18 protein-coding genes are annotated in these 16,091 nt (G+C 41.3%); 12 read left to right on the top strand and 6 right to left on the bottom strand.

Going from position 1 to position 16,091, the window contains the following annotated elements; genetic code table 11:
- Positions 1-21: 21 nt before the first annotated feature.
- Positions 22-729, bottom strand: coding sequence for an esterase family protein (locus HOP08_11245; GenBank protein NOT75498.1), 708 nt, complete (start codon positions 727-729; stop codon positions 22-24).
- An 82-nt stretch (positions 730-811) separates the two neighbouring features.
- Between HOP08_11245 and HOP08_11240 the strand changes: the two genes are divergently transcribed.
- From HOP08_11240 to HOP08_11230, 3 genes are read left to right on the top strand one after another with little or no spacing between them, the layout of a single operon-like run.
- The gene (locus HOP08_11240) at positions 812-1,669 is read left to right on the top strand and encodes an esterase family protein (protein NOT75497.1); all 858 of its coding nucleotides are present in this window, start codon (positions 812-814) and stop codon (positions 1,667-1,669) included.
- On the top strand, positions 1,662-2,174 hold the full coding sequence (locus tag HOP08_11235; GenBank protein NOT75496.1) for a GNAT family N-acetyltransferase: 513 nt from the start codon (positions 1,662-1,664) through the stop codon (positions 2,172-2,174). The genes HOP08_11240 and HOP08_11235 overlap by 8 nt, the downstream gene beginning before the upstream one ends.
- Before the next feature lie 18 nt (positions 2,175-2,192).
- Positions 2,193-2,807: an HAD family phosphatase gene (locus HOP08_11230; GenBank protein NOT75495.1), complete on the top strand. Its 615-nt coding sequence runs from the start codon at positions 2,193-2,195 to the stop codon at positions 2,805-2,807.
- Between the two features lie 6 nt (positions 2,808-2,813).
- On the opposite strand, the gene HOP08_11225 is transcribed toward HOP08_11230, so the two are convergent.
- Together HOP08_11225 and HOP08_11220 are read right to left on the bottom strand one after the other, a co-directional pair.
- Positions 2,814-3,014 (bottom strand): hypothetical protein, encoded by a 201-nt coding sequence (locus HOP08_11225; GenBank protein NOT75494.1) that lies wholly within the window; start codon positions 3,012-3,014, stop codon positions 2,814-2,816.
- Positions 3,015-3,029: 15 nt separating this feature from the next.
- Entirely contained in the window at positions 3,030-4,271 is a 1,242-nt protein-coding gene (locus HOP08_11220) for an NAD(P)-binding protein (protein NOT75493.1), read from the bottom strand.
- A gap of 119 nt (positions 4,272-4,390) precedes the next feature.
- Here HOP08_11220 and HOP08_11215 point away from each other — a divergent pair, with 119 nt between their 5' ends.
- The 4 genes from HOP08_11215 to HOP08_11200 all read left to right on the top strand — a co-directional run bounded on the left by HOP08_11215 (position 4,391) and on the right by HOP08_11200 (position 7,930).
- Entirely contained in the window at positions 4,391-4,939 is a 549-nt protein-coding gene (locus tag HOP08_11215; protein ID NOT75492.1) for an ATP-binding protein, read from the top strand.
- Complete coding sequence (locus HOP08_11210) at positions 4,939-6,168, top strand: MFS transporter (GenBank protein NOT75491.1); 1,230 nt, start codon at positions 4,939-4,941, stop codon at positions 6,166-6,168. Before HOP08_11215 ends, HOP08_11210 begins: the two co-directional genes overlap by 1 nt.
- A gap of 1 nt (position 6,169) precedes the next feature.
- Positions 6,170-6,565 carry a DUF2721 domain-containing protein gene (locus HOP08_11205; protein NOT75490.1) on the top strand — a complete coding sequence of 132 codons (396 nt, stop codon included), beginning with the start codon at positions 6,170-6,172 and terminating at the stop codon, positions 6,563-6,565.
- A gap of 72 nt (positions 6,566-6,637) precedes the next feature.
- On the top strand, positions 6,638-7,930 hold the full coding sequence (locus tag HOP08_11200) for an aminotransferase class V-fold PLP-dependent enzyme (protein NOT75489.1): 1,293 nt from the start codon (positions 6,638-6,640) through the stop codon (positions 7,928-7,930).
- On the opposite strand, the gene tpx is transcribed toward HOP08_11200, so the two are convergent.
- A complete protein-coding gene (gene tpx, locus HOP08_11195) occupies positions 7,927-8,424 on the bottom strand; it encodes a thiol peroxidase (protein ID NOT75488.1) in 498 nt (165 codons plus the stop codon). The two genes, HOP08_11200 and tpx, sit on opposite strands and share 4 nt — an antisense overlap.
- 37 nt (positions 8,425-8,461) lie before the next feature.
- Positions 8,462-8,926, bottom strand: coding sequence for a DUF4293 domain-containing protein (locus tag HOP08_11190; protein ID NOT75487.1), 465 nt, complete (start codon positions 8,924-8,926; stop codon positions 8,462-8,464).
- A 76-nt stretch (positions 8,927-9,002) separates the two neighbouring features.
- Here HOP08_11190 and HOP08_11185 point away from each other — a divergent pair, with 76 nt between their 5' ends.
- From HOP08_11185 to HOP08_11165, 5 genes are all read left to right on the top strand, one after another.
- Positions 9,003-10,208, top strand: coding sequence for an acetyl-CoA C-acyltransferase (locus tag HOP08_11185; GenBank protein NOT75486.1), 1,206 nt, complete (start codon positions 9,003-9,005; stop codon positions 10,206-10,208).
- A 72-nt stretch (positions 10,209-10,280) separates the two neighbouring features.
- The gene (gene truA / locus HOP08_11180; protein ID NOT75485.1) at positions 10,281-11,027 is read left to right on the top strand and encodes a tRNA pseudouridine(38-40) synthase TruA; all 747 of its coding nucleotides are present in this window, start codon (positions 10,281-10,283) and stop codon (positions 11,025-11,027) included.
- Positions 11,028-11,057: 30 nt separating this feature from the next.
- Entirely contained in the window at positions 11,058-12,830 is a 1,773-nt protein-coding gene (locus HOP08_11175; GenBank protein NOT75484.1) for an ABC transporter ATP-binding protein, read from the top strand.
- Between the two features lie 89 nt (positions 12,831-12,919).
- A complete protein-coding gene (locus HOP08_11170) occupies positions 12,920-13,606 on the top strand; it encodes a hypothetical protein (protein NOT75483.1) in 687 nt (228 codons plus the stop codon).
- 102 nt (positions 13,607-13,708) lie between these two features.
- Positions 13,709-14,176 (top strand): hypothetical protein, encoded by a 468-nt coding sequence (locus HOP08_11165; protein ID NOT75482.1) that lies wholly within the window; start codon positions 13,709-13,711, stop codon positions 14,174-14,176.
- On the opposite strand, the gene HOP08_11160 is transcribed toward HOP08_11165, so the two are convergent.
- Entirely contained in the window at positions 14,177-15,964 is a 1,788-nt protein-coding gene (locus HOP08_11160; protein ID NOT75481.1) for an ABC transporter ATP-binding protein, read from the bottom strand. It lies immediately after the preceding gene.
- Positions 15,965-16,091: the final 127 nt, after the last annotated feature.

The following is a 16,091-nucleotide window of genomic DNA, read 5'->3' as shown; positions in this document are numbered from 1 at the left end:
TCAGGTTTAAAAAATGATTTCTTAGCGGATCATTGATAAATAGTGAGGGAACATTTCTCTCCACGCCGGCCAGTCGTGAGGAGCATTGTGTCTGACATCAAGCCAGTGATGAATGCCTTTATTACGAAACACTTCTGCCATTTTCTCATTCGCGCTCCAGCACATATCGTGTGTACCAGTACCTAATACGACAAACATATCGTGGAAGAAATCATTATGTGCGTTGGGAATGAAGTCGGGAGGATTGTTGAAGTACACATTATCATCATAATATCCATCCAGCTGATCCTTGATATCAAAAGCTGCACCCATATTAAAAACATACTTTACAACTTCAGGATGTCTGAATGCAAAATTGGTAGCATGATATCCACCAAAACTGCAGCCCGCGGTTGCCACGCGACCTACTCCGGTTTCGCGCTGCATGAGTGGAACAAGCTCTGTCAGTAAAAAATTATCATACCACATGTGATTAATGACTCGCTGCGCAGGATGAATATTTTTATTGTACCAACTCGAAGAGTCGATTCCATCAGGGCAATAAATTTTCACAAGTCCTTCTTCAACAAACCATGCAACACTATCAATCAGTTTAAAATCCTTGTTCTCTGTAAAATGTCCCATGGAAGTGGGGAACAACATGATTGGATAACCACGCGTCCCAAACGCAAGCACTTCAATATCGCGACTCAGACTTGGGGAATACCAACGATGATAATGTTCGTACATAAGATTTGATTTGAAATACCCTGATAATTAATAAAATCAGTCAGGTAAGTTAACCACCGTTGTTCTATTTTTGCAAGCATAAATGCCGGAAGACCTAAATAAAGCTGAAGATCCATCTGCTATTGCTGAACCAGCGCTTGCCTACCGTTCTGAAAAGCTTAGCGATATCTACACGAAATTGCTTCAGCGCAATGTCGAGGTGGAGATTATGACTCCTTTGGTGCTTGATAAAAGCAAATTGTATCCTTTGTTGATCCTCAATGACGGTCAGGATAGCGATGCAGTCAAAGTAAAGGCGACAGTGGAGAAGCTGGTTGCCGAAAAGATTATTCCGGAAATCATTGTGGTTGGAGTCATGGCTGCGGATCGGATGCAGGAATATGGCGTAGCATTCAGATCAGATTATTTTGGTCGCGGAAAAATGGCAAAAGCCTATTCAGATTACATAATTACAGAGCTCATCCCCTACCTCACATATAAATACCCTATCGACCCCTCTCTTTCTGCCCACGCAATGGCGGGATATTCATTGGGCGGCTTATCCGCAATTGACATCGTATGGAATAACCCGGAAGTTTTCAGCAAGGCTGGAATTTTCAGCGGATCATTCTGGTGGAGAAAGCGTGACACACGCAGCATTTTTTATTCAGATTACCGCGACCGGCTGATGCATCTGCAAGTAAGAAGAGGAAAATTCAAACCTGGAATGAAATTCTGGTTTCAAACCGGGACGCAGGATGAGAACAGTGACAGAAACAAAAATGGCGTCATCGATTCTATTGATGATACGATGGACCTTATCACAGAGCTTACGCGAAAAGGATATCGTCCCTTTCATGACATTCAATATCTTGAGATCAAGAACGGCAAGCATAATCAGGAAACCTGGTCACAAGCAATGCCTGAATTCCTGAAATGGGCATTCGGAAACAATGAGTGAACCTAAAGTCATCATTACTACCCAACGCCTGGTGCTGAGAGAATTTCTTCCGTCAGATGCGAAGTTCATGTTTGATTTGAATTCCGATCCTGAAGTCATTCGCTTCACTGGTGATGAAGCTTTCAAAACAATCAACGAAGCCTCTAATCTCATCCGGGAGTACGATCAATACAAAAAGTATGGTTATGGACGATGGACCATTCTATCAAAAGATCCGGCTGAGTATCTGGGATGGTGTGGCTTGAACTTCAATAGAGAAAATAAAGAAACTGATATCGGCTTTCGTCTCTCAAGAAACTATTGGGGCAATGGATTCGCAACAGAAGCCGCCAGCGCTTGTCTTGATTTCGGATTCAATCAGTCAGGATTAAAGAAAATAGTTGGCAAGGCAATGAAAGAAAACCGTAATTCAATCCACGTCCTTGAAAAAATTGGAATGCAATTTGAAAAAGAATTCGAAGCTCATGGCGGCAAATGTGTTCAGTTTATCAAACTAAAAAAATAAATTCTCAAGACATAATTCATGCAAAAGGCAGATACCATCATATTTGATCTCGGAAACGTTCTGATCGATTGGGATCCTCGTTATCTCTATAATAAGATTCTGAAAGGTGAAGAAGAAGTCACCTGGTTTTTAAACAATGTTTGTACACATGAGTGGAACGAAAAGCAGGATGCGGGACGCACATTTCAGGAAGCTACTGAAGAGCTTGTCTTACAATTTCCTCAATACGAACATGCTATTCGTGCATGGTATGATCGGTGGAAGGAAACCATTGGAGGGCCTATTCATGATACAGTGGCAATTTTAAAATCCATTAAAGAAAGTAAGAGTCATCGTCTATACGCTCTAACAAACTGGTCGGCTGAAACTTTCCCCTGGGCACTGGAAAACTTTGAGTTTCTTCATTGGTTTGAGGGAATTGTAGTAAGTGGTGTCGAAAAAACGCGCAAACCATTCCCTGAATTTTATCACATTCTCCTAAATCGGTATTCCATTTCTCCTGAGCGATCGATCTTCATCGATGATAATCTGAAAAATATTGAAGCCGCAAAGGCCATTGGCATAGACGCCATCCACTTCAAAGGAGCAGACACTCTTAAAACAGAGCTTAAAAAAAGAGGACTAGAGTTGTAGGTAAAATCAAACTACACCTGTGATGGACTTTACCACATCTTCCACTACGCGTTCGGCGGAAGCCAAAGCTCCATTGATCATACCTGCCTGACCAGTGACATCCGTCGCTTCGCCAGCAAAGAATAATTTATCAGAAATTGGTTTGCAAAGTGTTTTGCGGTCTTCATTTGTGGCACCTGCTAAAGGATAAGAAAATCCTCCTTTGATGTACTCACGCTTTGTCTAGTCTTCAATAATGTAAATGTTTTTCTCAGTATTCACATCCTTGCGGATAAACTGAGTTCCTTGTCCGGCGTAGATTAAATCAAGATCAGCAATAATGGCATTCACAATAGCATCATTGCTCATCGCTGAGTATTGCGCAGCCTTGTCACCGTGCACTGTGATGGAAAGAGTCTGATTAAATTCGCTTCCAACTCCCGCGCTGAAATATTCAGGCACTTCCGTTGATCCCCAGACAAATCCAGTTGCTGGCCCCCAGAAATTCTTTTTGAATTCAAGAATAACACGAATGGAAGCTCCCATTGAAAACTTGGCGAGCGCTCCTGTAAAATCACCTGGCAATCCCGGGGCGAAAGAGATACCACCACTTTTTAAAATACTGATGGGTACAGTAACGATAAGTTTATCGACTTCAAAAGTTGAATTGTCTTTTGCTGTTAAGGTTATTTTCTCACCTCCATAATTCACCGATGAGATCGGGGTGCTAAGTTTTACAAGATCCTGAACAGTACTAAAACGTGAAATCAGAATGTCCTGTAAAGGATTTGAACGAAGTTGAAGTACCTTAAGATCATTGCCACTGGTGGCTAAAAGTCTTTCGTCTTCAGCAAGGACACCAATACCAATGGATGTACTGCTTGCTCCATGTGCGTTACTGATCTGTCCATTTACCATTCCAAGTCCTCTTGGAGCAACACCAAAACTTACTGCAGCATCATTCACTGTCAGACCACTTCCTACTTTATTAGGAACATCGGACTTAAAATTTTTAGCTTTTATGAAATCAACATCATTTCCCCAATCACCCTCAGTCTTGGCCTGATTGCCTAAAACAAAAGTGTTATCGGAGGGAGCAAGCTCAATGGACGTTAAATTGTAGTCCTTGAAAATTTTTCCCAAAATAGAATTTGAACCAACAATTGTCTGGGCCCCCAGCTCCAATGGAAAGACTGAACTTAGTTGTGGTATATACGGGTGCTGTAAAATGGATTGATTGCGAAGTGAGCAAACCCTTCCACCCAACTGATCCTGAGCTTCAAAAATAATCACCTTAACTCCTTTTGATCGGAGAACGTCTGCTGCGTATAAGCCCGCTGCGCCGCTTCCAATAACGCCTACCGTTCCGCTGTAGTTAATTTCCGGCCCTGGATCATTGCTGGCACAAGCGTCCAATAAAGAAGGCAGCAAAATACTTCCCGAAAGACCCCAACCAATCTGCTTTAATGCTTTCCTGCGCTTCACTTAATTCAATTAATTAATTGACCTGAAAGATAAGGAGACCTGACGTCTTAATAAAATGGCCATTCAACGTCACAGTCAAAAACCGGTCAAATTGACGCTAATTCTGGTATCTTGCATCAATGCTGGCGACTCACCCTACTTCTGATCTCGTTAAAAAAGTGGCAATTATTGGCCCTGAGTGCACCGGCAAAACTGACCTTTCTCAATATCTCGCCGGCAGGTTTAAGACAGAATGGGTACCTGAATACGCACGTGCCTATCTCAACAAACTTAATCGTCCTTACGATCAATCAGATCTAACAAAAATTGCTCACGGTCAGTTACGCGTTGAGGATGAGTGGATGCAGACAGCCAAAGGTGTTCTCATCTGTGATACGAATCTTATCATCATAAAGGTCTGGAGTGAAGAAAAATTCGGCATATGTGATCCGGAGATTCTTAAAGCAATGCAATCCCGTCATTATGATCTGCTTTTGCTTACCAACATTGACATTCCCTGGGAAGAAGATCCACAAAGAGAACATCCTGATAAGCGGGAATATTTCTGGAACATTTATAAAAAGGAAGCAGTTGAATCAAAAATACCAACAGTAGAGATTTCGGGTAGTCGTGAAGAAAGGAGAAAGAAAGCAACCGACGCTATTGAAAGAATTTTAGTTCCAAGTTAATGAGCAGTCCTTACGCCGCACTTCATATCCGCGACTTTCGTTTATTCATCAGCGCACGTTTTTGTGTAACGCTTGCGATTAACATCCAGGCAGTCGTTGTCGGATGGCAGGTATATGAAATCACCAAAGATCCTTTATCACTTGGATTGATCGGACTTGCAGAAGCCATTCCGTCAATCGTTGTTTCATTGTACGCGGGACATCTTGCAGATATTATTCAGCGCAAACAAATCATCGTTGTCACATTGGCAACATTATTCCTCTGCTCCTTAGCTCTATTGAGTTTCACTTCTGATCTGGGTGGCTTCATTTTGAATTATGGCATATGGCCCATCTATGCGGTCATTTTCGTAAGTGGTATTGCAAGAGGTTTTATTACACCTGCACTATTTTCTTTTATGCCTCAGTTGGTTCCACGCGAATTGTATCAAAATGCAATTTCCTGGAACAGTACTTTATGGGAAATGGCATCTATCGGTGGCCCACCGATTGGAGGATTGATCTACGGCTTTTTTGGAATCAGTGCTGCCTATTCAATGGATGTTGCCTTGATGCTGATTGGATTATCGATGGCGATGATGGTGCCTAACAAGCCCTTACCACCCATGACAGAAGAGCAGGGTATTGCTGATAAAATCAAAGCAGGATTAAAATTTGTCTTTCAAAACAAGATCATTTTTAACGCCATATCACTGGATCTGTTTGCCGTTCTGTTTGGTGGCGCCATTGCATTGCTTCCCATTTTTGCCGATCAGATTCTTGGCGTTGGAAAGGTGGGATTAGGATTTCTTCGGTCAGCACCTGGCATTGGAGCTGTGTTGACAGCGGTTTACCTAACGCATTATCCTATTAAAAAGAGTATGGGGAAAATCTTACTCTTCGCAGTGGGTGGCTTTGGAGTATGCATGATCTTATTTGCTGTCTCCACTAATTTTTGGATATCGATGGGAGTGTTAGCCATTAGTGGTGCTTTTGATTGCGTTAGTGTTATTGTAAGAGGAACATTATTACAAACCCTAACTCCCGAAAACATGAAGGGTCGTGTCTCTGCAGTTAATAATATCTTTATCGGATCTTCAAATGAAATTGGTGCTTTCGAATCAGGTATTGCCGCGCGAGTTATGAAGGTTGTACCATCGGTTATCTTTGGAGGAGTTATGACTTTATTGGTAGTGGGTCTTACTGCATGGAAAGCTCCTGCTATCAGAAAACTGGAAAATGTAAATTGATATGCAAATCTCCATCAATACCCCCGCTCTTCTCTTTCCAGCCATTACGTTATTGATGCTTGCCTATACAAATCGTTTTCTGGCTTTGGCATCTCTCATCCGAAAACTTCATGCTGAGTATAAGCTTCTCACTGAAGATAAGCATCTTGTAAAGGCGCAGATCGTCAATCTCCACAGAAGGCTCACCCTCATAAAACAAATGCAGGCAACAGGGATTCTCAGTTTTTTCTTTTGTGTACTTTCAATGCTTTTCATCTATCTCGAACATGAAACAGGGGCATATGCAATTTTTGCTTTGAGCTTATTGTTTCTACTTGTCTCTCTCGCACTTTCGTTAAATGAGATCTACATCAGCACACGTGCTCTGGAAATAGAATTAAAAGACATGGAGGATTAAATTTTCTGATGGACTTTCCGTCAGAAAAATCTCACTTCAATTCGCTATCTTCATTGTTCATTTTAATTTCTCATTATGAACTCCCGCAGATCGTTCTTTCGCAAAACCATGGGTATTGCTGGTGCTGTTTCATTAACATCCTTTGCGCAACAGGCAGCCGCAGAAGATATTTCCGATGCATTGTTTTCTCTTAATGAACTTTCGCCAGAAGCTGCGGCAGATGATGAAGAACTGTGGACAAGAATGGCTCAGGCTTACACCGTCACTACCAACATATTAAATCTTAACAATGGAGGAGTAAGTCCCCAGCCCAAAGTGGTTCAGGATGCCGTGGATCGGTATTACCACCTTAGCAATGAAGCTCCAACTTATTATATGTGGCAAATCCTTGACAAAGGACGTGAGCCCCTCCGAAGAAAACTGGCTGATCTTGCCGGCGTGCCGGGTGAAGAAATTGCTATTAACAGAAATACTACTGAAGCTCTTGGAACCTTCACATGGGGAATCGATTTGAAACGTGGGGATGAGATTGTAATGACAAAGCAGGATTATCCCAACATGATCCATGCCTGGAAACAACGCGAACTTCGTGAAGGAGTAAAGATCAGTTGGATTAATCTGTCCCTTCCGGTTGACAATGATGATGTGGTTATTAAAGCATACATCAATGCGACCACTCCCAAAACAAAAATCTGGCACATCACTCATCTTATCACATGGACGGGACAAATTCTCCCTGCCGCAAAACTTTGTGCAGAGGCACGAAAAAGGGGAATCACTACCATTGTTGATGCAGCTCATTCATTTGCTCATCTGGATTATAAAATTTCAGATCTCAATTGTGATTACTTCGGCACCAGCTTGCACAAATGGCTTTGTGCTCCTTTCGGAACAGGTATGATGTACATGAAAAAAAATCTTATTGAAAAGACCTGGCCATTATTTCCAAATGATAAGCCCCAAGGAACAGATATCAGAAAGTTTGAAGCATTGGGAACACGTTCCTTTGCACCTGAGCAAGCCATCGGACAGGCTATTGATTTTCATCTTGCCATTGGTGCCAAAAGAAAACAAGAGAGACTACACTATCTCAAGACCTATTGGTGCAACGCCGTTTTGAAAAACCCAAGAGTAAAAGTTCACATCTCTCTTAAGCCAGAATATTCGTGCGCCCTTGGAACTTTCAGCATTGATGGAATGACGCCGGGAGAAGTAGGTTCAAAACTATTCAGTGAATATCAGATTCACACTACTACAATTGTATGGGAAAATGTAAGTGCAGTCCGTGTCACACCACATGTGTATACAACTACCAAAGATCTTGACAGATTAATTGAAGCCGTTGGAAAAATGGCAGCGTCTTAGAGCACGGCCAGTGCTGCTTCATAGTCTGGCTCGTCGTCAATAGAGGAAACCAGCTCAGAGTATTTTATTTTGCCGTCAGGCGCAATCACAACAACAGCCCTGGCAAAGAGGCCATTTAATCTTCCATCGGTCATTTCGACACCATACGATTCTGAAAATCCTTTTGCTTTAAAATCTGAAAGCATTGCGATTTTATTTATTCCTTCAACACCGCAAAAACGTTTCATAGCAAAAGGAAGATCTTTCGAAATGCTTAATACGATTGTGTTATCAATAGCAGCAACAGCCTTATTAAATTCACGAACAGAAGCAGCACAAACATTTGTATCAATACTTGGGAAGATATTCATTACAATGTTCTTGCCTTCATAGTTTTTAAGACTTACCTCTTTGAGGTCAACACCTGTCAATGAAAAATCAGGAGCTGCACTTCCTGCAACCGGGAGTGTTCCATTGGTATTAACTGTACTTCCACCAAGCTTAGTTTGAGCCATTTAGTATTTGTTTTCTGTTTGAACTTCTGTGCTGAGGTTATCGCAACCGGTCTGAATCTCTGACTAGCTTTTCATCTTGCCGGATAAACCGATTGGCAACCATATTATTGATCATTGCTGCTGCCGGAAGCCAAAAGCCCCATCCTCTCTCTCCTCCTATTTGATTTACTTTAATAAGATCGATCATGAAATAAACTGAAAATCCGATTGCTCCTGCCATCAGCAACGAATTCAAAGCAGCAAGTTTTAGTTGAAGCAAACGGTTTTCAAATTTTCCTATTTCATAGATTGCCAGTGTTGCAGCGGCGATTAAAAGTATAGAGACAATTGCGTAAGGAAAGTATACTGTATTGCGGACATCTCCGGTTTTAATGGTGTAATGAAGCGGGAAAAGCATTTTGTCCACTCCCTCTTCTGTACTCGACCAAATAGGAAAAAAAATAGATAATACCAGACAAAGCACTGTCACCGTCAGGAATATTGTTTGCTTTCTTTGCCACATAAATAGGTTGAGCTAACTTGAGTCGTTTTATCGAAAGGCCAAAAGTAGGAATTTTTGCCTTTGTTCGCACTCCATTATGAAAACGGCTTACATTGTTGATATTCTTAGAACTCCCATTGGGAAGTATGGCGGATCACTCGCTTCTGTGAGACCTGATGACCTCGCAGCGTTCACAATTATTGAGTTAATGAAGAGAAATCCTTCTATTGATTTCAATCAAATTGAAGATGTGGTTTTTGGAGCAGCAAATCAGGCAGGAGAAGATAATCGAAATGTCGCCCGAATGGCTTTGCTGCTTGCCGGACTCCCTGTATCCGTAGCGGGCGTAACCGTCAATCGTCTTTGTGCTTCGGGTTTACAAGCGATCATGGAGGCATCGCGCGGTATCATGACCGGAAATGGAGAACTCTTTATAGCAGGTGGTGTTGAAAGCATGAGTCGTGCTCCCTTTGTAATGCCTAAATCAGAAGAGGCATATTCGCGCAAAGCAGAAATTTTTGATACAACATTGGGTTGGCGATTTGTGAACACTGCTCTTTCGAAAATGTATCATCCCTATAGCATGGGTGAAACAGCTGAGAACGTCGCAAAAAAATGGAACATCACTCGCGGACAGCAAGATCAGTTTGCTCTTCATTCTCAGGAAAAATATTTTACCGCTCAAGCTTCCAATAAATTTAAGGAAGAACTTATCTCCGTCTCCTTCAAAAAAAATAAAGACAGTGTTGTTTTTGATCGGGATGAATATCCCAGAACTACATCTCTTGAAAAGCTTGCGACACTTAAGCCCGCATTCATTGAAAACGGAACTGTAACGGCTGGCAATTCATCTGGCATTAATGATGGCGCAGCCGCATCCCTGATTGCAAGTGAAGAAGCTGTTAAAAAATATAACTTAAAGCCATTGGCAAAAGTGGTTTCGATGGCAGTCGCCGGAGTAGATCCTGCATACATGGGGATTGGTCCTGTCCCTGCTTCTCGAAAAGCACTACAACGAGCCGGTCTTAAAGTTGCTGATCTTGGTTTGGTAGAATTGAACGAAGCATTCGCGTCTCAATCTCTTGCTTCGATTCACGACCTTGGATTAAATCCTGATATCGTTAATGTTAATGGCGGAGCTATCGCAATTGGTCATCCTCTCGGTTGCAGTGGCGTTCGGATTAGTGCGACTCTTATACATGAAATGCGGAAACGTAAAGTGAAATACGGTCTGGCAACAATGTGTATTGGTGTTGGACAAGGAGCTGCAGTGGTTTATGAAAATCCGGAATACACAAGTTAGCCATCAGCGCAAAATTTGAGAGAACATAATTATCTCTTCACTTCGAGTTTACCATTTTGATTTCTGATTCTTATGCGCTTCTTCTTTGAAATCTCATACAATGGCACAAACTATCACGGATGGCAATCTCAACTGAATGCTATAGGAGTTCAGCAGCGAGTTGAAGAGGTAATGAGTCAGCTTTTTCGTGATGAGATTTCTATTGTCGGAAGTGGTCGCACCGACACAGGTGTTCATTGTAAACAACAATTTTTTCATGCTGACATTGAAAAAGTATTTGACGTTGATAAAATGATTATCCGGTTGAATTCTTTTTTGCCCAAAGACATCGCGATACGTTCGGTACAAAAGGTAAAACCTGAAGCCAGTGCCCGGTACGATGCTTTTGAAAGAACTTATGAGTATCACATTACGCGAGTAAAAGATCCTCTTCGTGAAGGACTCGCCTTTTATTATTTTAAATCTATCGACATCCCAACCCTGCAACAAGCTGCTGCGTTACTGACCGGGGAACATGATTTTGAATGTTTCAGCAAAGTAAAAACTGACGTGAACCACTTTATTTGCAATGTAAAACTGGCAGAATGGAATCAAAAGGATGATTTGCTCGTTTTTACCATCACTGCCAATAGGTTTTTGAGAGGAATGGTTCGTGCTGTGGTGGGCACATTGCTTGATGTCGGCACAGGAAAACTAAACCTGGAGGATTTTAAAAAGATCCTGAAAAGCAAAGACCGCAAAAAAGCAGGAATGAATGCCCCACCAGAAGGGCTATTTTTGATGAGTGTAAAGTATCCTAAATCGATTTTTATTAAATAGTTAGTCGTTTTCGAGGGCAGGAAGGCAAGCATGGAAAAAGAAAAGGTCAGTAGTGGTAATATTATAGACTTCACAGTACTGAAACGTATTTTTCAGTTTATCAAACCATACAAGGGGAGATTCTACTTTGTCATTGTCCTTACTTTTTTTCTTGGATTCCTTTCTCCTTATCGGGTTTATCTAACACAACTTATTCTGGATGACTATGTCTCAGAAGGTAATTACCAAATGGTAATCTATTTTACTGCACTTCTCATCGGCCTCCTTGTATTTCAATCGATCCTTCAATATATCCACACCTACATTTCAGGAAGGATCGGTCAATATATAATTCGGGATATCAGAATAAAACTTTATGAGTACATCATCAGTCTTCGCATCAGTTTTTTTGATAAGACTCCCATCGGGCGATTGGTTACCCGCACCATTTCAGATGTAGAAACTCTTGCCGATGTTTTCAGTGAAGGTTTGGCGGCGATGATGGCCGATCTCCTTCAGATCATTTTCATTCTTGCTTTCATGTTCTGGACGGATTGGAGACTGTCTCTTGTAAGTCTGTCCTGTATTCCATTGATGTTTCTGGCCACCTATATCTTTAAAGAAAAAATTAAAGTTGCATTCAACGATGTTCGTAATGCTGTGTCTAATCTGAATTCTTTCGTTCAGGAGCACATCACTGGTATGAACATCGTGCAGATCTTTGGAAGTGAGAAAAGAGAATTTGAAAAATTCAAAGAGATCAATAAGGAGCACTTTGATTCTAACCTGAAGTCTGTGCTTTATTATTCAGTTTACTTTCCTGTTGCTGAGATCATTGCCGCCATGGGCATTGGATTGGTGATGTGGTATGGATCAAAAAGTGTTTTAAATGTTGAAGAAACGGGAATCACCATTGGAACACTGACTGCGTTCATCATGTATATACAAATGTTCTTCCGGCCAATAAGGATGATTGCCGACCGGTACAATACTCTTCAAATGGGAATTGTGAGCTCTTCACGAATTATTAATCTTCTTGATAGTGAGGAACACCTTATGAAGAATGGTGAGCACCATCCGGAGGTAATGAAAGGAGAAGTTTCATTTGATCATGTGTGGTTTGCCTATACCGAATCACAATATGTTTTGAAAGACATCAATCTTGATATCAAACCGGGAGAAACCGTTGCTATGGTTGGAGCAACCGGTGCAGGCAAATCTTCTATTATCAATCTTTTGAACAGATTCTATGATATTGAAAGAGGATCTATAAAAATTGATGGTGTCGATATCAAGAATTATGATCTCAATTCATTGAGAAAAAATATCGGTGTGGTTCTTCAGGACGTTTTTCTATTCTCCGATACGATCCGAAACAATATCACTCTGGGAAACACAGAAGTAACGGACGAAATGATTCTTCATGCGGCAGACCTTGTTGGGGCGAGGAAGTTCATCGACAGATTGCCTGGCAAACTTGATTACAATGTCATGGAGCGTGGTTCAACATTATCAGTGGGTCAGCGACAACTTCTGTCTTTTATCCGGGCCATGGTCTATGATCCCAAAATTCTCATTCTCGACGAAGCGACTTCTTCTGTAGATTCCGAAACAGAAGAAATGATACAGGATGCCATCGGCAAAATGATGAGTCATCGCACCTCCATCGTCATTGCCCACAGGCTTTCCACTATCCAGAAGGCAGACAAAATCATTGTTCTTGAAAAGGGCGAAATCAAGGAATCCGGACGGCATGAGGAGCTTTTGGAGCAGGCAGGCTTCTATTCTCAGCTTCACAAAATGCAGTATAAAGAAGTCGTCTGACGTTTGGCTGCCCTTTTGGCGTCAAAACCCTTGCTTATTGCAAAACCATTATATTTGCTCTAATGCGTTGCTCAAAATTCGGCTGGATTATGGTTTTGTTGCTCTTTGGAGCTGCAAGCTGCTATGCTCAATCCAGAAAAAGTCCCAGAAGCTCAACCTTCACCGTGCACAAAATTCACGGCAACAAGGCGCGTATTATTTGCCCAATCTTTGAAGAAAGTCGCTATCCATACCAGGGGATCGGCTTTAAACTCGGTGATCCATTTGCAATTACTTATAAGTTCTACGCCACCAAGCATTTTTCATTTGCAGCCGATGTAGGCAAGGCCGCCAGTGGACTCTACAACCGCTATTATCGTGAAGCATTTAATGGCTATCTCCCGGATACATTGAAAAAAGATCAGAGTATTGCTTACCTGACTCACAAGGCTCTCAGTGATTGGTTTGTTGAAACCAAATTTTTGTATCAGTGGGATGCTGAAAAAATTTCTAAGGGACTTCAGCTTTATGCGGGTGTCGGCTGGCAGTGGAGAAACACCAGTATTCAATACGATTACAACTTCAATGACCGAGCATTCAATACAGATGATGGAAGATTCGGAAAGTTCACTGAGAATCGCTTCACCTATGGACCCGTTGCCGTTGTTGGTTTTGAATATTCCTATTTTTCATTACCCATCTCTGCTTTCATTGAGATAGAAATGTTTACCGATGCCTTGATTGATCCTGGATATACTCGATTTCAGGGCGGCGTTGGTTTACGATATGTTTTCTGATAACGTCATCTTTTCCTCATGTTATCTAAAGTCACAGCAATCATTTGTTTAGTTCTCCTGATGCAGAGTTGTTCAATCGAACGATTGCAAAATATGAGGAAGGTGAATCAATCATCTCCCTACGAACAACTGGATTTTAAGGGATTGATGAGGCGATACATGAAAAAAGATAAACTCAATTCCATTGAGGGAATCTATTCTGTATCGGGTTCAGTAACTAAAAAAGGAAAAGGCTTTCTGGGATCTGCTGATAAAGTAAAAACTACGGATCAGAAAGATAATTATGCAAAAGTTGCAATCATTCGCGACCCTGAAGGAACCGGAAGAGAATACATCGAGGTATCTCTTGACAAGGAAAATCTCACCAGCTATTCTATCATTGGCGAATTCAATACAACAGAAGGAGGAAGCATTCTGGTTTACAAACACATGGAAGGCAAAGGCAAGTCAACTTCTTTTAATTTCACTACTGAAAAAATCTCTGATATTCTGGAAGGAGTAAGAGTGGAGAATGATGGTGGCACCGTTATTACATATCGGCTGACGTACGTGAAGCTATCAACCCAATAGTTAATTTTCAGTCTCTTCCGTCATCATTTGCTTCTCATACAATTCCTTATAAACACCATTGTGTCCAAGCAGAGACTCATGAGTGCCTTCTTCCACCAGTTCCCCATCGCTCAACACAATAATTTTATTTGCAAGTTTAGCAGAGGAGACACGGTGTGAAATAATAATTGTGGTCCTTCCCTGCATGATGTTCTTCATACTGTTAAGGATTGTATTTTCAGTTTTTGTATCAACTGCTGAAAGAGCATCGTCAAGCATTAATATCTTGGGCTCCCTGACAATGGCCCTGGCGATTGAAACTCGCTGTTTTTGACCACCTGACAGGGTTATTCCTCTTTCTCCAACTCTTGTATTAAAGCCAAGTGGGAAGTCCATAATGTTATGGTATACATCAGCATCCTTGGCAGCTTGCTCTACCTTGCTTTCGTCTGGAGATTTGAGACCGAAAGCAATATTGTTAAAGATGGTGTCACTGAATAAAAACACATCCTGAGGTACATAACCAATCTGACTTCTCAGGTTGGTTATGTCAAAATCTTTGATGGGAATATTGTCAATGGTAATTTCTCCATCTGTAACATCGTATAGTCGCGAAACAAGATTGGATATTGTGCTCTTTCCGGAACCCGTACCTCCTATTATTGCAAGAGACTCTCCAGGCTTCAATGAGAATGTGAGATTCTTAATCGCTCTGACGCCAGTATCCGGATAAACAAAAGATATGTTGTTGAATTTTATTTCACCATTGATAGGATGATGGATGTTTTTGGCAGACACAATGTCCGTTTTCGTATTTAAAAACTCATTAATACGTTTCTGCGATGCTTCTGCTCGTTGAACAAGACTGCTGGTCCACCCAAGAGAAGCAACGGGCCATGTTAATAGGTTGACATAGATGATAAACTCTGCAATGTTGCCAAATGTCAGAGATCCATTGATTACTTCAATGCTGCCTTCATACACGGTAAGAATTGTGCTTAAACCAATCAGGCCTAACATTAATGGAAAAAAAAGAGATTGAACTCTTGTTAAACGAAGAGATTGTCTTTTATACTCTTCATTTTCAATTGCAAACTTTGCGGTTGACTCTTTCTCACGGGTAAAAGATTTTAAAACTCTGATTCCCGAAAAAGCTTCCTGTACGAATGTGCTTAATCTTGACTGGCTTTTTTGAATTTCTTCCGACCTCTTTTCAATAATGTTATTCACATAATATATGCTGAAGGATAGTAATGGAAGAGGAATCAACGCAAACCAAGTCAGCTTCACGCTGATCATAAACATTACAGGAATGAGCATGAAAAAAAGTGTAAACAACTGCAATCCATACATAATGCTCGGTCCGAGATACATGCGCACTCGTCCAACATCCTCAGATATCCTGTTCATAAGATCTCCGGTGTTATTGCGCCTGTAGAAACTTAAAGGAAGAGTCTGATAATGTTCAAAAATATCGTTCTTAAGATCAAACTCTACGAGACGACTCATAACAATAAGCGTTTGACGAACAAAATATAAAAACAAGCCCCGCAGAAGAGCCATGGCCAAAATCAGGACCGCATAAACCAGAATGCCTTGAGCAAATACCGTAAAGAATTTATCCTGAGCTGCAGAATCACCAAATGACCGGTAAATCTGAATATTTCCCATTACAAGGTCTATGGATTGACGCACCATAATGGCAGGTACAATCTGAAAAACGTTTGAAATGATGACAAACACCAGTCCCCAGATAAGGTGCCATTTATATCGAATCAGGTATTTATTGAGCTGAGAAAGTTCTTTCATGAATGACCGAATAGGCCCAGGGGAATTAAAACGAGAGCGCCAAATTTTAGTTCAAATCAACCAATTATCCTCTACAAAATGTAACTTGCGACGTTCTTTTTTACCGTTCCTTGCCATGCTTAACCGA

It is taken from the genome of Cyclobacteriaceae bacterium (assembly GCA_013141055.1).
Classification (GTDB): domain Bacteria; phylum Bacteroidota; class Bacteroidia; order Cytophagales; family Cyclobacteriaceae; genus ELB16-189.
The sequence above is the reverse complement of the archived record's forward strand: the minus strand, read 5'-3'. Positions and strand labels throughout refer to the sequence as shown.

Excerpts from the sequence above, each read along its gene's own strand:
- HOP08_11245 (NOT75498.1), bottom strand. The coding sequence starts at position 729 with ATGTACGAACATTATCATCGTTGGTATTCCCCAAGTCTGAGTCGCGAT.
- HOP08_11240 (NOT75497.1), top strand. The coding sequence starts at position 812 with ATGCCGGAAGACCTAAATAAAGCTGAAGATCCATCTGCTATTGCTGAA.
- HOP08_11235 (NOT75496.1), top strand. The coding sequence starts at position 1,662 with ATGAGTGAACCTAAAGTCATCATTACTACCCAACGCCTGGTGCTGAGA.
- HOP08_11230 (NOT75495.1), top strand. The coding sequence starts at position 2,193 with ATGCAAAAGGCAGATACCATCATATTTGATCTCGGAAACGTTCTGATC.
- HOP08_11215 (NOT75492.1), top strand. The coding sequence starts at position 4,391 with ATGCTGGCGACTCACCCTACTTCTGATCTCGTTAAAAAAGTGGCAATT.
- HOP08_11210 (NOT75491.1), top strand. The coding sequence starts at position 4,939 with ATGAGCAGTCCTTACGCCGCACTTCATATCCGCGACTTTCGTTTATTC.
- HOP08_11205 (NOT75490.1), top strand. The coding sequence starts at position 6,170 with ATGCAAATCTCCATCAATACCCCCGCTCTTCTCTTTCCAGCCATTACG.
- tpx (NOT75488.1), bottom strand. The coding sequence starts at position 8,424 with ATGGCTCAAACTAAGCTTGGTGGAAGTACAGTTAATACCAATGGAACA.
- HOP08_11190 (NOT75487.1), bottom strand. The coding sequence starts at position 8,926 with ATGTGGCAAAGAAAGCAAACAATATTCCTGACGGTGACAGTGCTTTGT.
- HOP08_11185 (NOT75486.1), top strand. The coding sequence starts at position 9,003 with ATGAAAACGGCTTACATTGTTGATATTCTTAGAACTCCCATTGGGAAG.
- truA (NOT75485.1), top strand. The coding sequence starts at position 10,281 with ATGCGCTTCTTCTTTGAAATCTCATACAATGGCACAAACTATCACGGA.
- HOP08_11175 (NOT75484.1), top strand. The coding sequence starts at position 11,058 with ATGGAAAAAGAAAAGGTCAGTAGTGGTAATATTATAGACTTCACAGTA.
- HOP08_11170 (NOT75483.1), top strand. The coding sequence starts at position 12,920 with ATGGTTTTGTTGCTCTTTGGAGCTGCAAGCTGCTATGCTCAATCCAGA.
- HOP08_11160 (NOT75481.1), bottom strand. The coding sequence starts at position 15,964 with ATGAAAGAACTTTCTCAGCTCAATAAATACCTGATTCGATATAAATGG.